The sequence below is a fragment of the Shimazuella sp. NTD247 genome, assembly GCF_059510415.1.
Map to the genome: position 1 here is coordinate 73,499 of NZ_JCAJZU010000005.1, position 20,253 is coordinate 93,751.

Annotated in this window: 21 protein-coding genes; 14 read left to right on the forward strand and 7 right to left on the reverse strand. The window is 38.5% G+C overall.

Annotation, left to right across the window (positions count from 1 at the left end; translation table 11 throughout):
• Positions 1–158: 158 nt before the first annotated feature.
• The 3 genes from AC5WOC_RS13480 to AC5WOC_RS13490 all read left to right on the forward strand — a co-directional run bounded on the left by AC5WOC_RS13480 (position 159) and on the right by AC5WOC_RS13490 (position 1,607).
• Positions 159–386: a hypothetical protein gene (locus AC5WOC_RS13480; protein ID WP_496055923.1), complete on the forward strand. Its 228-nt coding sequence runs from the start codon at positions 159–161 to the stop codon at positions 384–386.
• 256 nt (positions 387–642) lie between these two features.
• Complete coding sequence (locus AC5WOC_RS13485) at positions 643–819, forward strand: hypothetical protein (protein WP_496055924.1); 177 nt, start codon at positions 643–645, stop codon at positions 817–819.
• A gap of 215 nt (positions 820–1,034) precedes the next feature.
• Positions 1,035–1,607: a biotin transporter BioY gene (locus AC5WOC_RS13490; protein WP_496055925.1), complete on the forward strand. Its 573-nt coding sequence runs from the start codon at positions 1,035–1,037 to the stop codon at positions 1,605–1,607.
• Between the two features lie 41 nt (positions 1,608–1,648).
• On the opposite strand, the gene leuD is transcribed toward AC5WOC_RS13490, so the two are convergent.
• Both leuD and leuC read right to left on the reverse strand, forming a co-directional pair.
• Complete coding sequence (leuD, locus tag AC5WOC_RS13495; protein WP_496055926.1) at positions 1,649–2,248, reverse strand: 3-isopropylmalate dehydratase small subunit; 600 nt, start codon at positions 2,246–2,248, stop codon at positions 1,649–1,651.
• Positions 2,232–3,674 (reverse strand): 3-isopropylmalate dehydratase large subunit, encoded by a 1,443-nt coding sequence (leuC, locus tag AC5WOC_RS13500; protein ID WP_496055927.1) that lies wholly within the window; start codon positions 3,672–3,674, stop codon positions 2,232–2,234. Before leuC ends, leuD begins: the two co-directional genes overlap by 17 nt.
• 146 nt (positions 3,675–3,820) lie before the next feature.
• Here leuC and AC5WOC_RS13505 point away from each other — a divergent pair, with 146 nt between their 5' ends.
• A complete protein-coding gene (locus tag AC5WOC_RS13505; protein ID WP_496055928.1) occupies positions 3,821–4,219 on the forward strand; it encodes a GtrA family protein in 399 nt (132 codons plus the stop codon).
• Positions 4,220–4,235: 16 nt separating this feature from the next.
• Here the strand turns inward: AC5WOC_RS13505 and AC5WOC_RS13510 are convergent, their stop codons facing one another.
• Positions 4,236–5,096, reverse strand: coding sequence for a helix-turn-helix transcriptional regulator (locus AC5WOC_RS13510; protein ID WP_496055929.1), 861 nt, complete (start codon positions 5,094–5,096; stop codon positions 4,236–4,238).
• 116 nt (positions 5,097–5,212) lie between these two features.
• Here AC5WOC_RS13510 and AC5WOC_RS13515 point away from each other — a divergent pair, with 116 nt between their 5' ends.
• The 3 genes from AC5WOC_RS13515 (at position 5,213) to AC5WOC_RS13525 (ending at position 7,666) form a co-directional block, all read left to right on the forward strand.
• Positions 5,213–6,193, forward strand: a complete 981-nt coding sequence (locus AC5WOC_RS13515; protein ID WP_496055930.1) for a quinone oxidoreductase family protein — start codon at positions 5,213–5,215, stop codon at positions 6,191–6,193.
• A 223-nt stretch (positions 6,194–6,416) separates the two neighbouring features.
• On the forward strand, positions 6,417–6,809 hold the full coding sequence (locus AC5WOC_RS13520; protein WP_496055931.1) for a hypothetical protein: 393 nt from the start codon (positions 6,417–6,419) through the stop codon (positions 6,807–6,809).
• 284 nt (positions 6,810–7,093) lie between these two features.
• Positions 7,094–7,666: a beta-class carbonic anhydrase gene (locus tag AC5WOC_RS13525; protein ID WP_496055932.1), complete on the forward strand. Its 573-nt coding sequence runs from the start codon at positions 7,094–7,096 to the stop codon at positions 7,664–7,666.
• A 44-nt stretch (positions 7,667–7,710) separates the two neighbouring features.
• On the opposite strand, the gene AC5WOC_RS13530 is transcribed toward AC5WOC_RS13525, so the two are convergent.
• From AC5WOC_RS13530 to AC5WOC_RS13540, 3 genes are all read right to left on the reverse strand, one after another.
• Positions 7,711–8,676, reverse strand: a complete 966-nt coding sequence (locus AC5WOC_RS13530) for a glycosyltransferase family 2 protein (protein ID WP_496055933.1) — start codon at positions 8,674–8,676, stop codon at positions 7,711–7,713.
• A 373-nt stretch (positions 8,677–9,049) separates the two neighbouring features.
• The gene (locus AC5WOC_RS13535) at positions 9,050–9,517 is read right to left on the reverse strand and encodes a hypothetical protein (RefSeq protein ID WP_496055934.1); all 468 of its coding nucleotides are present in this window, start codon (positions 9,515–9,517) and stop codon (positions 9,050–9,052) included.
• A 338-nt stretch (positions 9,518–9,855) separates the two neighbouring features.
• On the reverse strand, positions 9,856–11,238 hold the full coding sequence (locus AC5WOC_RS13540; protein ID WP_496055935.1) for a helix-turn-helix domain-containing protein: 1,383 nt from the start codon (positions 11,236–11,238) through the stop codon (positions 9,856–9,858).
• A 308-nt stretch (positions 11,239–11,546) separates the two neighbouring features.
• Between AC5WOC_RS13540 and AC5WOC_RS13545 the strand changes: the two genes are divergently transcribed.
• The 5 genes from AC5WOC_RS13545 (at position 11,547) to AC5WOC_RS13565 (ending at position 15,435) form a co-directional block, all read left to right on the forward strand.
• Entirely contained in the window at positions 11,547–11,909 is a 363-nt protein-coding gene (locus tag AC5WOC_RS13545; RefSeq protein ID WP_496055936.1) for a hypothetical protein, read from the forward strand.
• A complete protein-coding gene (locus AC5WOC_RS13550; RefSeq protein WP_496055937.1) occupies positions 11,906–12,070 on the forward strand; it encodes a hypothetical protein in 165 nt (54 codons plus the stop codon). Before AC5WOC_RS13545 ends, AC5WOC_RS13550 begins: the two co-directional genes overlap by 4 nt.
• A 258-nt stretch (positions 12,071–12,328) precedes the next feature.
• The gene (locus AC5WOC_RS13555) at positions 12,329–13,096 is read left to right on the forward strand and encodes a dimethylarginine dimethylaminohydrolase family protein (RefSeq protein WP_496055938.1); all 768 of its coding nucleotides are present in this window, start codon (positions 12,329–12,331) and stop codon (positions 13,094–13,096) included.
• A gap of 26 nt (positions 13,097–13,122) precedes the next feature.
• Positions 13,123–13,998 carry a dimethylarginine dimethylaminohydrolase family protein gene (locus AC5WOC_RS13560; protein ID WP_496055939.1) on the forward strand — a complete coding sequence of 292 codons (876 nt, stop codon included), beginning with the start codon at positions 13,123–13,125 and terminating at the stop codon, positions 13,996–13,998.
• Between the two features lie 54 nt (positions 13,999–14,052).
• Positions 14,053–15,435 carry an amino acid permease gene (locus AC5WOC_RS13565; protein WP_496055940.1) on the forward strand — a complete coding sequence of 461 codons (1,383 nt, stop codon included), beginning with the start codon at positions 14,053–14,055 and terminating at the stop codon, positions 15,433–15,435.
• A gap of 42 nt (positions 15,436–15,477) precedes the next feature.
• Here the strand turns inward: AC5WOC_RS13565 and AC5WOC_RS13570 are convergent, their stop codons facing one another.
• Positions 15,478–19,077, reverse strand: coding sequence for a dynamin family protein (locus tag AC5WOC_RS13570; RefSeq protein ID WP_496055941.1), 3,600 nt, complete (start codon positions 19,075–19,077; stop codon positions 15,478–15,480).
• Between the two features lie 141 nt (positions 19,078–19,218).
• On the opposite strand from AC5WOC_RS13570, the gene AC5WOC_RS13575 reads away from it, so the two are divergent.
• A complete protein-coding gene (locus AC5WOC_RS13575; RefSeq protein WP_496055942.1) occupies positions 19,219–19,638 on the forward strand; it encodes a CoA-binding protein in 420 nt (139 codons plus the stop codon).
• Between the two features lie 237 nt (positions 19,639–19,875).
• Positions 19,876–20,253, forward strand: a complete 378-nt coding sequence (locus AC5WOC_RS13580) for a DUF309 domain-containing protein (RefSeq protein WP_496055943.1) — start codon at positions 19,876–19,878, stop codon at positions 20,251–20,253.

Genomic DNA, 20,253 nt, shown 5'->3' on the forward strand with positions numbered 1-20,253 from the left:
AGTACATGAGAAGCTTTTTTATGAAACCATACCGGAATTAGCTAGATTTGCCCTCTCTATTGCTTAGAATCCCTTTTTGCGAATAGAGAAAACATTTCTTGTTTTTCAGGGAGGGGAATATTATAATTTAAGTTGAATTCAATCTACTGGAGGTTCCAGTGTCCATCGCGACGCTTTCCGCTCCTGTTCCTGGCAACACTGCGTTCTCGTACGAGAACCGGCAGCTCCACTTCGTGGACGCGAAGGGTGAGCACCGGGTGGCTGACATCGTCGACGCCGTCTCCGACCTGACCGGCCGCTCGTTCCACTACTGGAGCGAGTCGGGCATCGAGTACACCATCTTCCCGAACGGGAAGGTGACCGAGACCCCCGCCCAGAAGAGCTAGTCGAGCAGAGCCCGCAGGACTTCCTGTAGATGCGCTCCATATGGAACGCACCTGAACACCTGCTTCTAAGAAGCGGCTGTTCGGGCTCGATAATTAATTTATGTTGATATAAAGAAAAACGTATGGGAGACAAAGCCATACGTTTTTTGTTTTAGTATCTATTTACATATGAAAGAAAACATTTTAAGAGTCTTGTAAAAACGTGAACATTAGCAGTAACATAAAGAGGAGTTACTTACCTTACCAAGAGGTTGCTGTGTCAAATTCTGAGCTCATAAAGGGTGTTATCATCGATGGTAAGACCATCCGTTACAAGGAGAATGGTCAGTCCAAAGAATTCAAGTTTGATTTCTTTGTCGATGCACCAGGCTCCGAGGCTCTCCTTTTTTATGGGGACGATGGTGTGTTGAAGATTCACCCGAAAGAAAATTAAGATGTGAAGGCACAGGATCTTCTGCGTAATGTACCACATTGGGTACACCTGAACAACTGCGTTTCAAAAAGCAGCTGTTCAGGATCGATAATCATCTCTTGTTTATATAAAGAAAGTGCATGGATACTGTATCCATGCACTTTTGCTCTTCTCTTTATTTATTATATATTTTAAAATATCATAATATTAAATATTAATAGAAAGGAATTTTACTTTTGAGTATTCTTTTCGTTCGAAATATAGTTATTTCACTAGTATTTATTATATTTTTGAGTATTAGTTCACAGATTGTGATTCCTATTGGTGGATTACCAATTAATTTTAATGGTGTAATTGTTATGCTCGCAGCCAGCATTTTGGGTGCGCGGCGGGGAGCGGTTAGCATTTTGTTTTGGATCATACTAGGTATCAGTGGAGTGCCCGTATTCGGAAAGCTTGCGAGCAGCATAGGAGGAGAAACGTTACTCTCCAGTCCTGTAGGAGGCATTTTTATAGGCTATTTGATTTCGATTTTTGTAATTGGAAGCCTCACTAAAATCGCAGGTAGAACGCAAATCGGATGGTTACGTCTGTTTTTCTTTTATGTGATTGGGTGGGTTGTGGTGATGAATATTGTTTCGCTTTTTTGGGTGATGTATGTGCTGAAACTAGCGATTGATCCTGCGTATTATTTTCAGTATTATGACTCTTTTTTGATAATTGAATTGATCATAGCAGCATTCGCTGCCGGTATCTGTCTTTTACTTTATCGGGCCTTTCCTGCTTTTTCCCCTCATAAAAATGGATAAGATGAAAACCGTACAGACAATCTCTGTACGGTTTTTTATTTTTAGCTGGACTGCAGTTGTTTGTTTTTCTCATATGCTGTGATTTTATCTTCATGCTGGAGCGTTAGACCAATAAAATCCAATCCATTGACTAAGCAGTATTGGCGGTAAGGATCGAGCTCAAAGGAATACTGCAATCCGTAGTTATCCGAAACGACTAAATTTTCCACATCGACAGTTAATTGATAGCGTTCGTATTTTGCAGTTCGTTCAAATAACTCTTGTACTTGGTTTTCGGACAAGATCAACGGCAGCATGCCATTTTGAAAACAATTATTGTAAAAGATATCTGCAAAGGAAGGAGCAATGACTACTCGGAAACCATAATCAGATAAGGACCAAGGTGCGTGTTCCCGAGAAGAACCACAACCAAAGTTTTCTCTCGTGAGCAGGATGGAGGCACCTTTGTATTCCGGTTTATTTAGCACAAAAGAGGGATTCGGGTTTTCCTTTTCATCAAACCGCCATTCATAAAATAAAAATTGGCCAAACCCTGAACGTTCGATTCGTTTTAAAAATTGTTTTGGGATGATAGCATCAGTATCGACGTGTGCACGATCCAAAGGAACTGTAATTCCTGTATGTTTACGAAGGGACTCCATTTTTCTGCTCCTTTCGATTGAACTTCCATTTGCGAATGTCTACAAAATGTCCTTCGATGGCGGCAGCTGCTGCCATGACAGGGCTGACCAAGTGGGTTCTGCCCCCTCTTCCTTGCCTTCCTTCAAAGTTGCGATTGGAGGTGGAGGCACAGCGTTCACCAGGCTGAATAATATCTGGATTCATACCTAGACACATACTGCATCCAGCTTCTCTCCATTCAAATCCTGCATCCAAAAAGATTTGATGAAGTCCTTCTTGTTCTGCTTGCTCTTTGACCTGCTGCGAGCCAGGAACGACCATTGCTTGCACCGTGGCTGCGACTTGGTAGCCTGCAACTACTTCTGCTGCAGCACGTAAGTCTTCGATTCGAGAGTTCGTACAGGAGCCGATGAAAACACGATCAATAGCGATTTCTGACATTGGAGTTCCTGCAGTAAGCCCCATATATTGCAGGGCTAGTTCCGCAGCTTTTTTCTCTGTACTCGTTGAAAAAGAAGCTGGCTCTGGAACCGATTTGGTAATATCTGCTCCCATCCCCGGGCTTGTTCCCCATGTTACTTGAGGGGCGATTTCTGTGAGATCGATTTCAACTTTTGTGTCATACTCTGCCCCTTCATCTGTAACAAGCTGCTTCCACGCTGCAACTGCTTGTTCCCAAGCTTCTCCTTTTGGAGCATGTTTTCTTCCTCTCAAATAGGAGAAAGTAGTCTCATCAGGTGCGATCATACCAGCTCTTGCTCCTGCTTCAATCGACATATTGCAAATGGTCATGCGCTCTTCCATGGACATTTGTTGGATTGCTTCTCCCGTATATTCGATGACATGTCCAGTAGCACCAGCAGTACCAATTTTATGGATCAGGTGAAGGATAACGTCTTTGGCAGTTACACCATAGGGGAGTTTCCCTTTAAAATGCACTTCCATTGTTTTTGCTTTTGCTTGTGGAAGACATTGGGTTGCCATGACATGTTCCACTTCACTTGTACCAATTCCAAAAGCTAAAGCACCAAAAGCACCATGAGTAGAAGTATGGCTGTCACCGCAAACAATCGTTTTTCCGGGTAGAGTAAGCCCCAGTTCTGGACCGATGACATGAACAATGCCTTGATTTCTACTGTCCAAGTCATATAAAGTAATTTTATGATTTTGACAATTTTCTCTTAACGTTTCAATTTGTTGTTTCGATATAGGATCTGCGATTGGTAATGACCGATCCGTAGTTGGAATATTATGGTCTACTGTAGCGACAGTGAGATCTGGTCTGCGAATGGATCGTCCGGCTAAGCGCAAGCCTTCAAAAGCTTGAGGAGATGTTACTTCATGAATGAGATGCAAATCTATGTAGAGGAGAGATGGTTTCCCGCTTTCCTGATAAACAACATGCGAATCCCAAATTTTGTCAAACATCGTGCGTTTGGTTGTCATTTTGTCTCTCTCCCATTTCTAAATAATTGATAAAAATTATATAATTTATAAAGAAGGACTTCAAGAACAAAATAACAAAGATAGTCATCTTTCTTCGTTTTTGCGCTATAATAAGGCCTGATAATTTGTTTTGAGGAGTATCAACCATGAACTTACAAAAGTTATATCCATTGATTCGTTTTTGTATTGTCGGTGTTGTAAATACAGGTACCTACTATGCACTCTATCTCTTATTTTTACATGTATTCGGCTGGATTTATCTCGTTTCTCATGTCACTGCATTCGTACTCAGCATGATCGGTTCTTACTTTTTAAATACGTATTTTACTTATAAGACAAAACCGAGTTTAAAAAAGTTTTTTCAATTTCCTTTGACATATGTAGTAAATGTTACCATAACGACTAGCAGTGTATATTTGCTAGTAGATAAACTCGGAATGGATGAAAATATTTCTCCATTGCTTGCATCTTTGATCGCGATTCCTTTTACGTATTTGGTATCGAAAAAAATATTGGTAACCAAGCCGAGCAGATCCTCTTCCTAGGCTGTTCCCCCCAAGTTTAATTGTCACTTGGGGGATTATTCTGGGCGGTATAGTGGTATGCTGCCATATTATCTTCCGTTACAACCGGTGTATAAATACAGCAGTGTACATTTTCTTCTCCATTGATTTGGAAGAAGGATACAATCCGGTATTCGACCATATGTTTTCCATCCGCACTGCGAATCGATAATCTGACTTCTGATTTCTGTTTAACAGGGTGATCTTCCCACCAACAAGCAAATTCCGGCGATTTTTCTAACAGTTCTTCAGCAAATGAGCGAAACCAAGGATCATCTTGGTTTTGATCGTAGTATCCGCGAAATACACCCACAGTATATTGAGCAAACTCCTCCCAATTGACGATTCGCTCCCGCAATTGTTTGTTCATAAAAATCAACCATGTCATATTGCGAAGCTTGTCGTCCGTTGATGTGAAATCTACTGGAAAAATCAATGGATACCATCTATTCCATGCAACCACATCCGTATGAAACCCTACAATAAATGTTGGATAAGGAATATGATCGATAACCAATTGCAATTCCTTATTGATGACTTTTTCTATTGGTTGGGCAGGTGAATAAGATGGATATCCTGCCAATCGGAAAATATGCTGTTGTTCTTCTTGGTTTAACTGGAGCGTATTAGCAATACTTGCTAACACTTCTTTGGATACATTTACATCTCTGCCTTGTTCCAGCCATGTGTACCAAGTGTTGCTTACTCCAGATAAATAGGCTACTTCTTCTCTTCGCAGTCCAGATATTCTTCGTTTCCTGCTTCCCGTTGCGACTTGTAAACCTTCAGGCGAAATCTTTGCTCTTCTAGATTTCAAAAATTCCCCTAGTATTTTGATGTTCTTTTTTTCGTTCAACAAGGTTATCTCTCCTAAAAGGTATTACTGATACTACTAGTATAACGAAAACCTCGTAAACATTTTCAATCGAAATAGAATGGAATTATAAAGAAATCAAATAAAAGGAGAAATGAAACATGAAAGCAGTAGCGATACCCCAATTTGGAGATGCATCCGTATTATCAGAAGTCGAGGCAGCTGTACCTAAAGCTGATTTAGGAGAAGTAACGATTGATGTAGCATATGCGGGGGTAAATTATGCGGAAGTGTTGTTTCGCAAAGGAATCGTAGCAGACTTGCCATTGCCGTTTGTACCAGGTATCGAAGTTTCAGGAACAATTCGAGAGATAGGGGAAGGAGTTTCTGGATTTTCCATTGGCCAAGCCGTAGCAGCTTTGACTATTGTAAACGGAGGCGGCTATGCAGAAATAGTAAAAGTGAGTGCTGATTTGGTTATTCCGCTGAATACCTACGCCAATGAGATTGATATGAAAGTAGCGGCAGCCTATCCGTCCAATGTAACTACGGCAATGATGGTCCTAAATGATGTTGCAAACATGAAAAAAGGAGAAACAGTGCTGGTACATGCAGCAGCAGGCGGAGTTGGCAGTGCGATTGGTCAGATGGCTCGTGCTCTTGGAGCAGGAAGAGTTATCGGTGTAGTTGGTAGTACAGCAAAGGTTGAATATGCAAAAACACTCGGTTATGACGAAGTATACCTAAGAGAAGAGTATGAAGAAGCAGTGAAAGGCAGCCGGGTCGATATTATCGTTGATCAAGTAGGAGGGAAAACGAGAAATGTCAGCTTATCTTTATTGTCTCCTCTTGGCAGACTTATTGCGATGGGGAACGCGAGTGAAGCTGATGATGTTTCTATCTCTGCAAATGAGCTTTGGTTCAGCAGTAAGTCAGTGCGAGGATTTAATTTGCAGTTATTGAGTGTCTATCACCCAAAAGCAGTAGCCGAAGCTGCTGCCAAAGCACTTCCATATGTGGCAAGCGGGGAAGTAAAAGTAGATGTTACAGATGTATTATCCTTATCGGAAGCTGCCAAAGCACACGAAAGTATTGAAAATCGAACATCCAAAGGGAAAATGGTTTTGCACGTGAAAGGATAGTACTTTGTACAAAAGAAGCTGGGAAACTAGTTTCTTTTTTTATATGGATTAATTTTTTCTGAAATTTAATTTGTATAGAAAGAACACTAATTACGAAATTTCTTTATCATTTTCGATTTTATTCGAGGAAAGATGATAATCTCTACGCTCCTTAAACTTGCTGAGATTATAGAAAAGAGATATAATTTTTATAATTTACAAGTAACTGAGACTTGGAGTCCCAATGGAAACACTGAATAAGTGGCTTTGGCGCATCGGTTTTTTGATGAATATCGGACTGGGTATCCCTTTCTATGGAGGGACAGTCATCGCAGGAATCATCGATATTACCGGCTACGGCGCGATGTCGGCGCGAATTTTGCTGCTGTATATCCCCTTCCTCTGTGTGCAGTTTGGTTTGAGCGAAAAACTTCTCACCTCACGTGGGGCACTTGGAGTGAGCGCCGGTTTCACTGCTTTTTGGTGGATGACCATCTTGGTATCGGAGTGGACCGTAGAACTGCTGATCTTCTACTTTTTCTTGGTTGTCTGCTATTTTTATTTTGTGGATATCAAGAAAAAAGGCTGGAGAACAGAAGGATCTACTGCCAAGACCAACACCGTTGCTGCCAAGTGAGTGACGACATGGGACTTACGGGTCTCAGTTGATGCTGAATGATAGATGTACTTGTCATTCGGCACAACGATACTGGGTGTTTTATTATTATATATTCGTAAGATAAGAGAGACCACTGAGCAAAATGAGTTCAGTGGTTTTTATGAATAATTGGCTAATTTAAAAAGAAATGTGGAAAAATGGATGAGTGAATCTCCTATGTATCGAAACACTATTCGAATGATGGTAAACTAAGAGCAAGGTCTTTTATTAATTCAATGAAAAATATAGAGGAGGAATAATCATTGTCATTATTAAATGATATTTTAGTACATAATCATGAATTTGTAGAAAGAAAACAATACCGCCCATTCAAGACAGATAAATTTCCACAGAAGAAGCTGGTCATTGTCTCTTGTATGGATACTAGGTTAGTTGAATTACTGCCAAAAGCAATGGATATACATAATGGGGACGTAAAAATAATTAAAACAGCAGGAGCGATCGTTGCACATCCCTTTGGGAGTATCATGAGAAGTATTTTGGTTGCGATCTATGAGCTTGGCGCAGAAGAAGTGTGTATCGTTGGTCATCATGACTGTGGAATGGCGAGTTTAAATGCTGATAACATGCTTAATAAAATGAAAGATCGTGGAGTAAGTCAAGAAAATCTGGATTTGCTTACTTATGCTGGAGTCAATTTTGATGAATTTTTGCGTGGATTTGACTGTGTAGAAGACAGCGTCAAACACAGTGTGTCTATGGTGGGTAACCATCCTTTGCTTCCAAAAGACATTGCTGTACATGGACTGGTGATTGATCCAAAAACAGGAAAATTAGATGTAGTTGTCAATGGCTATGAGACAGTAAAAATGTAAAACAAAAAGACTTGCGGTTGTTTTCCGTAAGTCTTTTTGTTTGTTTATTTATTCAAGACGAGTTTATTTTCTGCCGGAGTTTCATCTGTTTGGGGATCTACTTGTTTTTCTGCAATGATATAATGCGGTCGTTTCTTTGATTCATAATAGATACGGCCGATGTATTCTCCGATGACTCCAATGGAAATCAATTGAATCCCGCCGAGGAAACCAACAGAAGAAATAATTGTAAAGTAACCAGGGACAACTACACCATTTAGTAATATTTGAATAAAAGTATAGAGAATATAAAAGATATCAGTACTCGTAACAAACATTCCCATATAAATCGCTAAACGAAGTGGTTTGTTATTAAAAGAGATGAGCCCATCAATCGCGTAGTTTAATAACTTACCAAATGTCCACTTGCTTGTGCCATAATCACGGACGACATTCTCATATTCAATGATATGTTCCTTAAAGCCGATCCAAGAGAAGAGTCCTTTGGAAAATCGATTGTACTCTTGCAAGGATAGTAAGGCATCGACAGCCCGTCTGCTGAGCAATCGAAAATCGCCTACTCCATCGGTGAGCATGACATCGATCATGCCATTCATCAAACGATAGTACAATTTGGCGAAAAGGGTACGAATCCCGCCTTCCCCTTTGCGGCTGCGTTTGGCGACTACTTGGTCATATCCATCACGATAAAATTGGACCATTTCCGGAATCAAGTGTGGAGGATGTTGCAAATCAGCATCCATAATCATCACAGCTTCACCAGATGAGAAGTTCAATCCAGCGAGCATCGCAGATTCCTTCCCAAAATTTCGGCTAAAAGATACAAAATGAGCACGAGAGTCATGCTGGCAAATTTCTTTTAAGATCTCTGATGTTCGGTCTTTGCTGCCGTCATTCACAAAGATTAGTTCATATGGCAAGTTGCTTTCTTGTAAAATAGTCGTTATTTCTTTATGAAACCGATGTAAAATCGGTTCCTCATTGTAACATGGGATAACAAACGAAAACATATCAAATGCCCTTCCTTGAGGTAGTTTTTGCAAAATTAAGTAAAATAAGTTCAATTGTTAAAATGATTACTATTAGTATAGTTATGATTCTAGAGTATTGTTTTATACAAAGCAACTAAGGAAATGGTGTTTTTGTGGTTTTTGAGGGAATTCGGCTGGAATAAAAAGGTGTTGCTGTTATTTGGTGTGGAGTAAGAGGTCGTTTTGGATTGTAGAGGAAGAGTAAGGAAAGTGAAACATTAGCAGGCTAACGATCATTGTTGATAAAAGTCAGCCCCCTCCAGTAGAATGAGTGAGGTTAGTTTAACACTATCATGCAAAAGTAATGCCCCCCTATCCGTAAGGATAGAGGGGTCACAGTGGTTCAGGCTACTTACACATCAAGACCATACCGCTTAATTACGTACCTCTTCATGTCACTCCACAGAACACTGGCTTCTGTGCCATGGGGATCAATCAACTTGCCGATCTTCTTCAGGTTTGTATTAACACCCTTAGTCCTACCGTAAGCGATTGACTTCTGTTCCTCCCTCGTCTTCAACGTTGCCAGACGAGTCTGCATGTCCTTCAGCTTCTTCGGATTAAAACCAGAGGTAGCTTCAGCTTTATATACTTCTCGCTCAAAAGTCTCATAGACCCTCTTGGCTTCCTGCCACTCGATGAATCCATGAGCATCGATGAGTGACGCCTTAATGATGTCACTAATCACCTTTTCGTCGCTCAGACCCAGAGTCTTGAACCTCTTGTCGAAATGCTTGCGGAGGTCGTTGGCGCTGGTGTGCTGCTTGCCTGCCACTGTCCGTCTCTTTTCTCTATAGATATTGCCAGCAAGTGCTGACATGGACAAATCCATTATAGCAAATATGATTAGAAAAGGGAGAAGATTCTTATTGAGGAGCAATTCTATTTTCATAGACAGGATTTTAGTAAATATTCGATTCCAGCGATGAAGAAATAGAGAGTTAAGCAGATAAAACTTTTACTATTGCTAGTTAGCCTTTTTAAAATAATCTAGGGAGCAGGATACAAAAAAGAACTACATTTGAACATGAATTATGCGACAAGAGAACCGTCCCCTTGTCGCGCGATGAAATGAAAAACGGACGAAAGCTCGTCCGTAGTATGTAAAAAATATGCAAATAATTTCTTTTTATTCTTCTGGATATCCGAAAAAGCGTTTCATCTACTTCTCTCCTTTAGCCGTTTTTTGGACTTGCTGCGAATGCGATATGCTTCCTCAATACAGGAAAGAAACTTTTCCCGTTTGCCCTGTTGATCATAAATATTGCCTAGATCAAACAGCAGATTCAATTCCAGTTCAGCGATCTTATGCTGCTGTGCTAAATGATATCCTTTTTCAAACTCTTGAATTGCTTGATCAAGGTGTTTTTCAGCAAGGTAACAATGTCCAAGAATTTGCTGTGCATGGACCTGCCCTTGTATGTCATTATGTTTCTTGCTGATGACCAAAGCTTTTTTTAGATGTTTTTTTGCAGTAGTGGAATCATTTTGCTTTAAATATAATTGTCCAAGGTGGGTGTGAACTGGAATCAATAAAACTTTGCGTTTTACCTTATGTTGGAGATGAAGAGCTTGTTGAAAATATTCTTTTGCTAATTTTGGATTATCTTTATTAGCAAAGATGATACCTATTGTCGTCCAAAGCGTCAATAGTGCATCATATTCTTGATTCAACCAAGCTATTTTTTCTCCTTTTTTTGCATATTCTAAAGCCTTTTCCGTCATTCCCATTTCGGTTAAAACATTTGCATAGGAATCATAGTATTGGATAATGACAGATAATCTTATATTTTCTAAAAGGTTACCTTCTCTTTCGAAAGTGGTGATTTTTTTTTGCAGCATTTCCAATGACTCGGTTGTTTTTTCTAGATTATTTATATTTTGATGAAAAAGTGCTCTGTTAAATAAAAGAAAGTAAAACAAATATTCTCTTTCCCCATTCGAAAGGAAGGAAGCGAGCCCTTTTTCTGCATATGTTAAAGCTTGATTAAAGTTATTTTCATAGAAATAAAGACTACCCAAACTATTGTAGCAAGCAGCTAGTAAGTTAGAGTTTTTTAGTTCTTCATTTTGGTCAATTTGTTGTTCGATTAGGCGGACTGCTTCGTGGAAAAATTTCATTGCCTGCTGCCATTTGCGTTTTTCATAATAACAGCGTCCCCATAGGTAGTTAGCAAAAGGATATAATGTTTTGTTATTTTCAAAAGTGAACGTTTCATTTAAATGGATTAGTTGATCTAGTGCTTCCTCTGGATTTGCCTTGGTGATTTCCTCGATTTTCTCTAGTTCTCTTCTGGCCCACTGTTCTTTTTGCTCTGCTTCGGATAATAGACCAAAAATATCATCTGCGACTTCCAGTACTTGTGCACAGGCCAGAATACTCTCTTCCTTCACTGTATGATTTCCAAGTTCCAAATTGCTTACTGTCGAAATGGAAACTCCAGCTTGTTCTGCTACATCCTGCTGCCGTAAGCCTCTTTCTTTCCTGCGCAGGCGAAAAATTTCTCCCATTTTTTCTTTGCTTACTTTTAGATTAATCAAAATTTCCTCCTCCTTTGCGATTTTTTTAACGATAGAATGTTTTATTCTTAAAATTAGAGACACTGGTAGAATAATCCTTCTTATTTAACAAAAGAGTGTAAGAAGAAGGAAGAAAACAATTAAAATTGACTTTATTTTATAAATATTCTAAAATTATAAAAACGGATTTTGTAACAATCGTTTATATAGTGTATTTGGAGAGAGGATGATACGTAACGATTTGAATTTCTCCGATCTGTTCTATATACAAAAAACATTATTCATCATTTGATATTCGGTCGTTTCTCTACTAACGGAGGGGGACGTTGATGGAAAAAATAATAATGATTTGCAAAAAAATCGCTTCGTTTATTGTTTATGATTGTGATGGATTGCAATATACTCATTTGATGGAATATTTTCGAGATGCTAGAACGAGAAAAGAATGCTCGTATTCTCTACGCTTATTTTTAAAATATGGACTTTCTCTGAATGGCAAAACTTTACCAGTTACGCAGCAGGAATGGAACGAGATTTGTGACTTTATTTATCAAGAAGATATGATAAAAGTGCATGAATTACATGCGAAAATGCTGGGTTTTATCAGTGAAATGGAGCTAAATAAAATACATGAGATGGATAAGATGGTCTCAAGTATTTTAGTGGAATTGGAAACGGAGGAAAATATATGAGTGAAATATCTCATATTTATTTGGAAACGGTTGATGGGAAGCGGATTTGTATTGAATTGTTAGATATTGAGTATAAGCGGTTGAATGAAAAGATGGTACAGGTCGTGGGTAATAGCTATGATGTGTTTGCTGTACCAGTGCATGTAAAACAATTTCTGTAAACGATACGTGAAAATGCAAAGAATATAATCGGAATTTTCATTATGTAACAACCAAGCTTTATTGCATTGGTTGTTTTTTTTATTCTTGTAGCAAATTCCCTGTTTTATCTAATTAAAATTATTTTATATCCATTTTATTTTTTATTGTGTATTGACATGACCTATAAATATCATTTAAATAAGGGTAAGATTTCTTTTAGAAAGCGTTTTCATAATGCGGAAACAGTAAAAATAATTGGACTAATAGGGGGATTTTGCATGTTTCGAAGAGCAATTGTGAAAAAAATAAGTAAAAGTTATGTCAATGGATTAACCACTTCCGATCTAGGAACACCAAACTATGAAAAAGCTCTTGAGCAGCATAAACAATATGTAGAAGCATTAAAACAAAGTGGATTGGAAGTCACTGTTCTCGAAGCAGATGAAACCTTCCCTGATTCGACTTTTGTAGAAGATACTGCTGTATTGACAGATGAATGTGCGATTGTAACAAATCCCGGAGCAGAAAGTCGCAATGGAGAAATAGTAGAAATAAGTGAAGTTCTAAAAAGTTTTTATGAGGAAAATAATATAGAGCGTATTCAAGCACCAGGTTTTTTAGATGGTGGGGATGTACTGCAAGTAGACAAGCACTTTTACGTAGGTTTATCAGCACGTACGAATCAAACTGGTGCAGAACAATTTGCTGAAATTCAAAAAAAATATGGTTATGAAACAACGATTGTTCCATTAGAGAAATTTTTCCATCTTAAAACAGGAATTGCTTACTTGGGCAATAACGATCTTGTTGTCGCAGGAGAATTTATTAACCATCCAGTATTTGAAGGATTTCATAAAATTGTGGTGGATGCAAACGAAGAATATTGTGCCAACTGTATCCGCATTAATGATTATGTGATCATTCCAAAAGGATATGAAAAAAGCAAACAGAAAATTGAAGATGCTGGGTATACAGTGATCGAATTAGATATGACCGAGATACAAAAGCAAGATGGCGGATTAAGCTGTTTATCACTCCGATTTTAAATCTGTAGGAAGAAAGAGGCCATTTTATGCGATATGGAAGCCAGAGTATGGTGGGAAGTCTGGAAGCTGTGATGATTAAACATCCTAAAGATGCCTTTATCAGCCAAGAACATCTACTAGAAAATTGGAAAAAATTTAACTATATTCGTTGCCCAAATTACAAAGAAGCAGTAAATGAATATGAACAATTCTTATCTATTTTAGAAAAACATGTTCCAGATCTATTTTTTCTTCCGCAATCTGATGAAGTTGGATTGGATTCCATCTACGCTCATGACCCTGTGAAAATAACGAAAAATGGAGCAATCCTTCTTAGATCAGGAAAGAAACTACGCCGACCAGAAGCCAAAGCGGTGAAAAATATATTTGCTGGATTGGAAATTCCCATTCTGGGTGAAATCACAGGTGATGGCAGAGTAGATGGAGGAGACGTGGTCTGGTTAGATGAATCTACATTAGTTGTTGGCAGAGGGTATCGAACCAATGACGAAGGCATCCGGCAATTAAGGGATATAACAAAAGATATAGTAGATCAATTTATAGTTGTACATCTTCCGCATGGCAATGGACCTGATGAATGTTTACATCTCATGTCATTTATTAGTCTGCTTGATAATGATTTAGCTGTAGTTTATTCACCGCTTATGCCTGTTGTACTGCGAGAAATGCTGATTGACCGCGGCATAAAGCTGATTGAAGTCAATGAAACCGAGTATGAGAATCTTGGTTGCAATGTGTTAGCACTAGCTCCACGAAAATGTTTAATTATGGCTGGTAATCCTAAAATAAAAGAAGCGATACAGACAGCAGGAGTGGAAGTCTTGGAGTATAAAGGAGAAGAAATATCCTTATTGGGTACAGGAGGTCCAACTTGCTTAACTGCACCTGTTTTTAGAAATTAGCAAACACGTATATATCAAATGAGCCCATGATACAGGGAGAGGAGCCAGTACTCCATGAAACAACAAGAACACACGCAATTGCAACGTTCGATGAAGAGTCGTCATCTTTATATGCTATCGCTAGGTGGAGTAATTGGGACAGGTTTGTTTCTTAACACAGGTTATATTATCAATCAGTCAGGTTATGGCGGTGCGCTTTTATCTTTTATATTTGGTGGATTACTTCTATACCTCGTCATGACATGTTTAGGTGAATTATCTGTTCATATGCCGGAAACAGGTGCTTTTCAGGCCTATGCAACAAAGTATATCGGTCCAGCTACAGGATTTACAATCGGGTGGGTTTACTGGTTGGGATCAGCGACAACGGCAGGCGTTGAGTTCACAGCAGCAGGAATTTTGATGAAACGATGGTTTCCACATGTATCTGTTTGGATATGGTGTGCTGTATTTATCGTTCTGTTATTTATTTTAAACGTTTTAACGACAAGAGGTTTTGCTGAATCGGAGTATTGGTTTGCAGGGATTAAAGTGGTAGCAGTCATACTGTTTATCATTATCGGAGTCGGCGCTATATTTGGATTGGTTCATATGGATAATCGAGCAGCTCCTTTTTTATCACATTTTACGAGTGGTAATTTGTTCCCAGCTGGTATTTCGATCGTGTTTATTACGATGATGAATGTTGTTTTTTCCTATCAAGGATCGGAATTAATCGGGATTGCAGCAGGAGAAAGTGAGAATCCAGCAAAACACATTCCTCGAGCGATAAAAAATGTACTAGTGCGAATCTTTGTATTCTACATTTCCTCTGTAGTGATTTTATCTGCTATTTTTCCAGCAAAGGAGTTAGGTGTTCTAGAGAGCCCCTTTGTATCACTATTTGATTCTGTAGGAATTCCTTTTGCAGCAGACATCATGAATTTTGTAATTTTAACGGCAGTATTATCAGTTGGTAATTCATGCTTATACGCATCTACGCGGCTCTTGTGGTCATTGTCACACTCCAATATGGCCCCAAAGGTTTTTGGCAAACTATCTTCTCGCGGTGTTCCCATTGCTGCTTTAATTTTAACAATGTCTTTCTCCCTGCTCTCCTTATTGACCAGCATATATGCGGCAGATACCGTTTACGTTGGTTTGACTGCTATCTCGGGCATTGCGGTGACAATTGCTTGGATGAGCATAGCATTATCTCAATACAATTTCCGTAAGCAATTTATACGCGATGGCGGGAAACTCAGTGATTTAAAATATGTCACACCACTATATCCCTTTCTTCCTATTTTATGTTTAATCATGTGTACTATTTTCTTGGTTTTTCCGATTTACGATGCAACACAGCGGAATAGTTTGTTTTACGGCTTAGGATTCGTCTTACTTTGTTATATCTATTATTATTTTCGATATGGAAAACAAAAAAATAGCCATCAATAGAGTAAAAAAACAAGCAGATCTATTGTCTGCTTGTTTTTTTTGTTAATAGATATCTTCTAGCAGTATTTCTAGTTTTTCTTTTGCTTCAGAAAGAGGTTTTTCTTCAATTATGCCTTGCAAACTGGCGTGCAGTCGGCTGAAATGGTCAGAGACTTGATTTTTCCAGCTCATTACGCAATTTTCAAGTGTATGCTGCCAAGTTTGTATATAGAATTCAACCATTTTCGCACATGTATTATCGATTTCCGCAGTAATCACTGGATCAATATAAGACTTCAATTGATCTTTCATGTGATCTCGTCCGTTTTGCTCAAAGAAAGCAGCATTGTTTTTGTATATGGATATAACTTTTTGGAAAACAGGATCATTTTCATTCCAAATCGGATACGACCATGTTAATTCTTCCCACTGGGTTTGTTCAACCCCAGCGAGAGATAATCCGAATAATTTGGACTCATGTTGTACATTTAGTTGTTTCGTATAAGTGGATAGTGCATGATTTAACCATTTTTCGACTCGTAAAGAAGTTGCCCGATATTCTTGAACTAAATCATTACCAAGGAAAGAAAGTAATTCTTTTGATGCCGTAATCAATTGTTTTCGTCCCATTTTGCCTGATTCTCTTATCGTTGATGGATTGATATAGACAGCAAATTCATCATAATACCGTAAACGAATTCGCTCACCAACATAATAGAGAAGTGTTTTTATCTCTTGGGCAAGACCACGCTCTTCTGTCGCGCTTGACAAATTAGAAAAGTCACGGCAGAGTTTCTCTTTTGCCTGATCCCATTTCAGCTGTTGCATATGTTTCTCTTCTTCGCTTTTCTGTAGAGCTGTGATCATTTCATTTAACCATTGAATGGATTGCTCCACTGTTGTGGTCATTTTTGCAATCGTTGTTGCTCGAGAATCTTCTTGAATAAAACTGAAAAATGCGTTCTCGAAGTTAGAGAACTGCTGATTGAGATTTCGTTTTTCTTGCTTTTCTTCTAAAGACAACAGGCTTGACACAGGAAACAAGCGAGGATGTCGGATTCCATATTGGTTTAGCTGTGATGACACATAAGAAACGACATCCTGTAATTCTTCAGAGGATGCAGCTAAATCTGCTGCATTGACAATAAAATACATTTTATCAAGGGCAAATGAATCTTGTACCCTTCCCAATTGGATCAATAGTTCACGATCTGCTCGTGAAAAAGCATGATTGTAATAGGTGACAAATAAAAGGGCATCAGCGTTTTTCATATAGCGAAAAGCAACATCAGTATGACGGGCATGTAATGAATCTGCTCCGGGTGTATCGACCAAAGTAATGCCTAATTTTGCTAATGGAGAATCAAGATATAAGGAAACTTCCTCCACAAACGCAGATTTATTTTCGTTTGCCATATAAATAAGCGCGTCAGATTGCTGCATATTGATGCACTTACCTAGAAGATCAGCATGTTCTTGATAGCCAGCAGAAATCGCACGTAAAAATGGTATTGCTAATTTCTGCCGGCTTGTTTCCAACGGCCGCTGTAGAAGGATGGGAATTTCATCGATGAAAGTCTCTAAATGGAAATCATTCGGTTTCCAATCAAACAGTTGGAAAAGTTGATTCAATTCATCTTGCAGTGTCTCTTTTGATTTAAATGCTACAACAGCTGATTGATGCAAATGTTCATCGGTTGGCGGGCAAATGCGGCAGACAGTTGCTGTAGTTGGATTTGGCGATACGGTTAACAATGCTTCACCTAATAGTGCATTAGCAAAAGATGATTTTCCAGCGCTAAAGGCTCCGAATAAAGCGACAGTGAATTGCTGCTCTTGCATCTGATTGCGTTTCTGCTGTAACTGTTCATAAAAAGGTTGCAGCGATGGAATCATACCAATTACCTTTTCTGCTTCCAAAAGTGTTTCCTGAGTTCCTTTATTATTTTCTTGCTTTGGAGCTGTTTCTGTTTCTACTGATAGAGATTTTATAGAAGTTGAAGAAACATTTTCTAATTCTAGTGTAGTTTGTTGAATCGTTTGCTCGCTATGTAACCATTTTTGAATAGACTCTTCTGGAACGATGTGGGCTTCTTCTCGCAAAAGATCCATCAAATACTTTTTCTCAGATATGATTTTGTCATGAAGTCGCAAAGATTGCTGAATTTCCTCCAGATGTGATTGCCATTGCTGTAGCTTGACTGTTCCCTCATTTATTTTCATTTGCAGATTTGCTTCTAGTTTTGTTAAGTTATTTGTTAAATATTGCCGTACTACTCCGCGATAAAGGGATTTAATTACTTCTACTAGATCGCTGGTATATGTGAGCACATAATTGCCACTGACCCCTGCACCTTTTTTGATGGTTTTTCTCAGTAAAAGTGTTGTGACTGCTGGGATGTTCTGATGAATATCATCAGCTAGCGATGCTTGATAAATCTGATGTTTTTTTGCATGTTCAATTACAAGTTCCTCTAAATGACCTGTTAGTTGGGTAGTGATCGTTTCTTGTAAGGAATGCAAAAATATATTTTCACGACGTGATCGTTCTTCTTCTGTTTTTTGTTTTGTGAAAAACATCCCAACTTTAAAATTATCTTGCATCGATTCTAGGTAATTCTTTGCTTGCTCACGCAAATTAGCGGGCATTAAATATGCATTTTTTAAAATATGATCGGTGTCTTTTTGTAGTTGTCCGCTGATCTGGTTTTTCTCGGTCTCCCATTGGTGCAACTGCATTTGGAGATCGTCATATTTGCTTTGTGTTGTTTCTCGCTCTTCTAATAGGGATGTTGATTGGGGAAGAGCATCCATTTTCGTCTGTATATATTGCTCAATCAAATAACGGACTTCATTTGCAATATTTTGTTCGATCCATTTTTCTTTTTGCGTGTATAAGCTTTGGAGCAGATGTTTTACTTGATCAAGTTCGTTGTATGGGTGTTTCTTTTGTTTCAAACTGGTATAAAAAATCCCGGATAAACTGATGTTCCATGCATGAAAAGCAGCAGAAACTCCTTGTTGAAATGATTCAAAGGGAAGTTCTGTATCTCGGTGTTTATCAATTTGATTGATGATCAAATAAACTTGTTTTCCCCGTTTGGTCAGTTCCTTTACAAATTGCAAGTTCCCTTCTGCTTGTACATGGTTGTAATCCATCATATAAAAAATAACATCAGCAATATGAAGATTTGCTTCCGTAGCCAAACGGTGTGCTTCATCGGTAGAATCAACCCCGGGAGTATCGATGATCTCGATTCCTGGAGATAATGGTATATCGCTGCGCTCAATCATAATCTCGACAGCACGATCACCATCTTTACATAAAGCTTGAAATGCTTCTTCTGTATAACTGCCTGAAACTTGTTTGATACTGCCATCCAGGTAGCGAAATTGAATGTTATCTGGTCCGTTTTTTACTTTCACTACATTAGCACTTGTAGGAATGGGACTCGTTGGCAAAAGAGACATGCCGAACAGATCATTCATCAACGAAGATTTTCCTGCTGAGAAATGACCAGTGAAAGCGATGGATAGCTCTTTTTTATTTATTTTTTGCATGAAGTCGATGCATTTGTTTTTAATTTCATGGTTATTGTCAGAAACGGCTTCGATTAGCAAAGTTAATCGGTCTAGCCATATGTTTATCGATGTCTGTATCATCCGTCTACCCCTTATTTGCACCCATAGTAATCGAAACTATCGTACCACAAAGCAGAATGTTACTCACAACCCTTTTGCAAAATTTAATAAGCTAGTGGGAGTAATCTAAATTGGATATAATGGAAAGCGTAAAAGAAAGGGATGACGAAAATGAATCCAACTGATCAAGAACGAGCAAAATTGCTCAGAGAAGCTAAAAATATTGCGGTTGTTGGTCTTTCCAATAAGCCTGAACGGACAAGCTATATGATAGCTGAAGCCTTACAACAGGCTGGTTATCGCATTTTTCCAGTTAATCCAATGTTAACTGAACCTGTTTTGGGAGAGAGACCATATGCCAGTCTGCTCGAAATTAAAGAGGACATTGATATTGTCGATGTATTTCGAAGAAGTGAGACCGTGTACCCTGTCGCTGAAGAAGCGGTTAAAATAAAAGCAAAAGCGATTTGGATGCAATTAGGTGTGGAAAATGAAGAAGCTGCAGATTTAGCGAGGGAAAATGGATTAATGGTCATCATGAACCGATGCATCAAAGTAGACCATGCTTTGTTGCTGAAATAGAAACAAAAATTTTTATAAATTTTATAGTTTATTACCAAAAAAAAGATAAATAAACAGTCACAATATCGACAAAAAAAGTTCGGTATGATACAATAACGCTTGTGAGTAAGGCTGACCTCCTTACTTACAAAAGGAAACTGCTTTTTTAGCAGTGAAAGCTACCACGCTTCTATTTTCTTTTTTTGACCCTCTTTCATGTGACCAGAAAATCTGGTCTTTTTCTTTTGGAGGAATACAATGGCATATCATCCTTTATACATTCAATTTTTTCGGCATTACCATCAAGGTGAGTATTGGGAAGCACACGAAGTTTTAGAAGAGCTTTGGCAACAAGATCGTTCCAATGATTTTTATCATGGATTGATTCAAGTAGCTGCTATTATGCATCAACTCAATCGTGGAAAAGTTCTTGGAGCACGAAAGCTGTCACAATCAGCTATTGGTTATCTAGCTCCTTATGAACCAAATAACGAAGGAGTTTCGGTAGCAGAGGTTTTAGAGTGGCTAAGATTTTGTTTGAAACAATTACCAGAAAAAGTAAAAATTTTAGAGTTAGATGAAATGCAAAAATTAGGTATTCCCATCTGCAAACTACCAGTGATTAATGAAGATTAG

Excerpts from the sequence above, each read along its gene's own strand:
- leuD (WP_496055926.1), bottom strand. The coding sequence starts at position 2,248 with ATGGAGTCCCTTCGTAAACATACAGGAATTACAGTTCCTTTGGATCGT.
- leuC (WP_496055927.1), bottom strand. The coding sequence starts at position 3,674 with ATGACAACCAAACGCACGATGTTTGACAAAATTTGGGATTCGCATGTT.
- AC5WOC_RS13505 (WP_496055928.1), top strand. The coding sequence starts at position 3,821 with ATGAACTTACAAAAGTTATATCCATTGATTCGTTTTTGTATTGTCGGT.
- AC5WOC_RS13515 (WP_496055930.1), top strand. The coding sequence starts at position 5,213 with ATGAAAGCAGTAGCGATACCCCAATTTGGAGATGCATCCGTATTATCA.
- AC5WOC_RS13520 (WP_496055931.1), top strand. The coding sequence starts at position 6,417 with ATGGAAACACTGAATAAGTGGCTTTGGCGCATCGGTTTTTTGATGAAT.
- AC5WOC_RS13530 (WP_496055933.1), bottom strand. The coding sequence starts at position 8,676 with ATGTTTTCGTTTGTTATCCCATGTTACAATGAGGAACCGATTTTACAT.
- AC5WOC_RS13535 (WP_496055934.1), bottom strand. The coding sequence starts at position 9,517 with ATGTCAGCACTTGCTGGCAATATCTATAGAGAAAAGAGACGGACAGTG.
- AC5WOC_RS13545 (WP_496055936.1), top strand. The coding sequence starts at position 11,547 with ATGGAAAAAATAATAATGATTTGCAAAAAAATCGCTTCGTTTATTGTT.
- AC5WOC_RS13550 (WP_496055937.1), top strand. The coding sequence starts at position 11,906 with ATGAGTGAAATATCTCATATTTATTTGGAAACGGTTGATGGGAAGCGG.
- AC5WOC_RS13555 (WP_496055938.1), top strand. The coding sequence starts at position 12,329 with ATGTTTCGAAGAGCAATTGTGAAAAAAATAAGTAAAAGTTATGTCAAT.
- AC5WOC_RS13560 (WP_496055939.1), top strand. The coding sequence starts at position 13,123 with ATGCGATATGGAAGCCAGAGTATGGTGGGAAGTCTGGAAGCTGTGATG.
- AC5WOC_RS13565 (WP_496055940.1), top strand. The coding sequence starts at position 14,053 with ATGAAACAACAAGAACACACGCAATTGCAACGTTCGATGAAGAGTCGT.
- AC5WOC_RS13570 (WP_496055941.1), bottom strand. The coding sequence starts at position 19,077 with ATGATACAGACATCGATAAACATATGGCTAGACCGATTAACTTTGCTA.
- AC5WOC_RS13575 (WP_496055942.1), top strand. The coding sequence starts at position 19,219 with ATGACGAAAATGAATCCAACTGATCAAGAACGAGCAAAATTGCTCAGA.
- AC5WOC_RS13580 (WP_496055943.1), top strand. The coding sequence starts at position 19,876 with ATGGCATATCATCCTTTATACATTCAATTTTTTCGGCATTACCATCAA.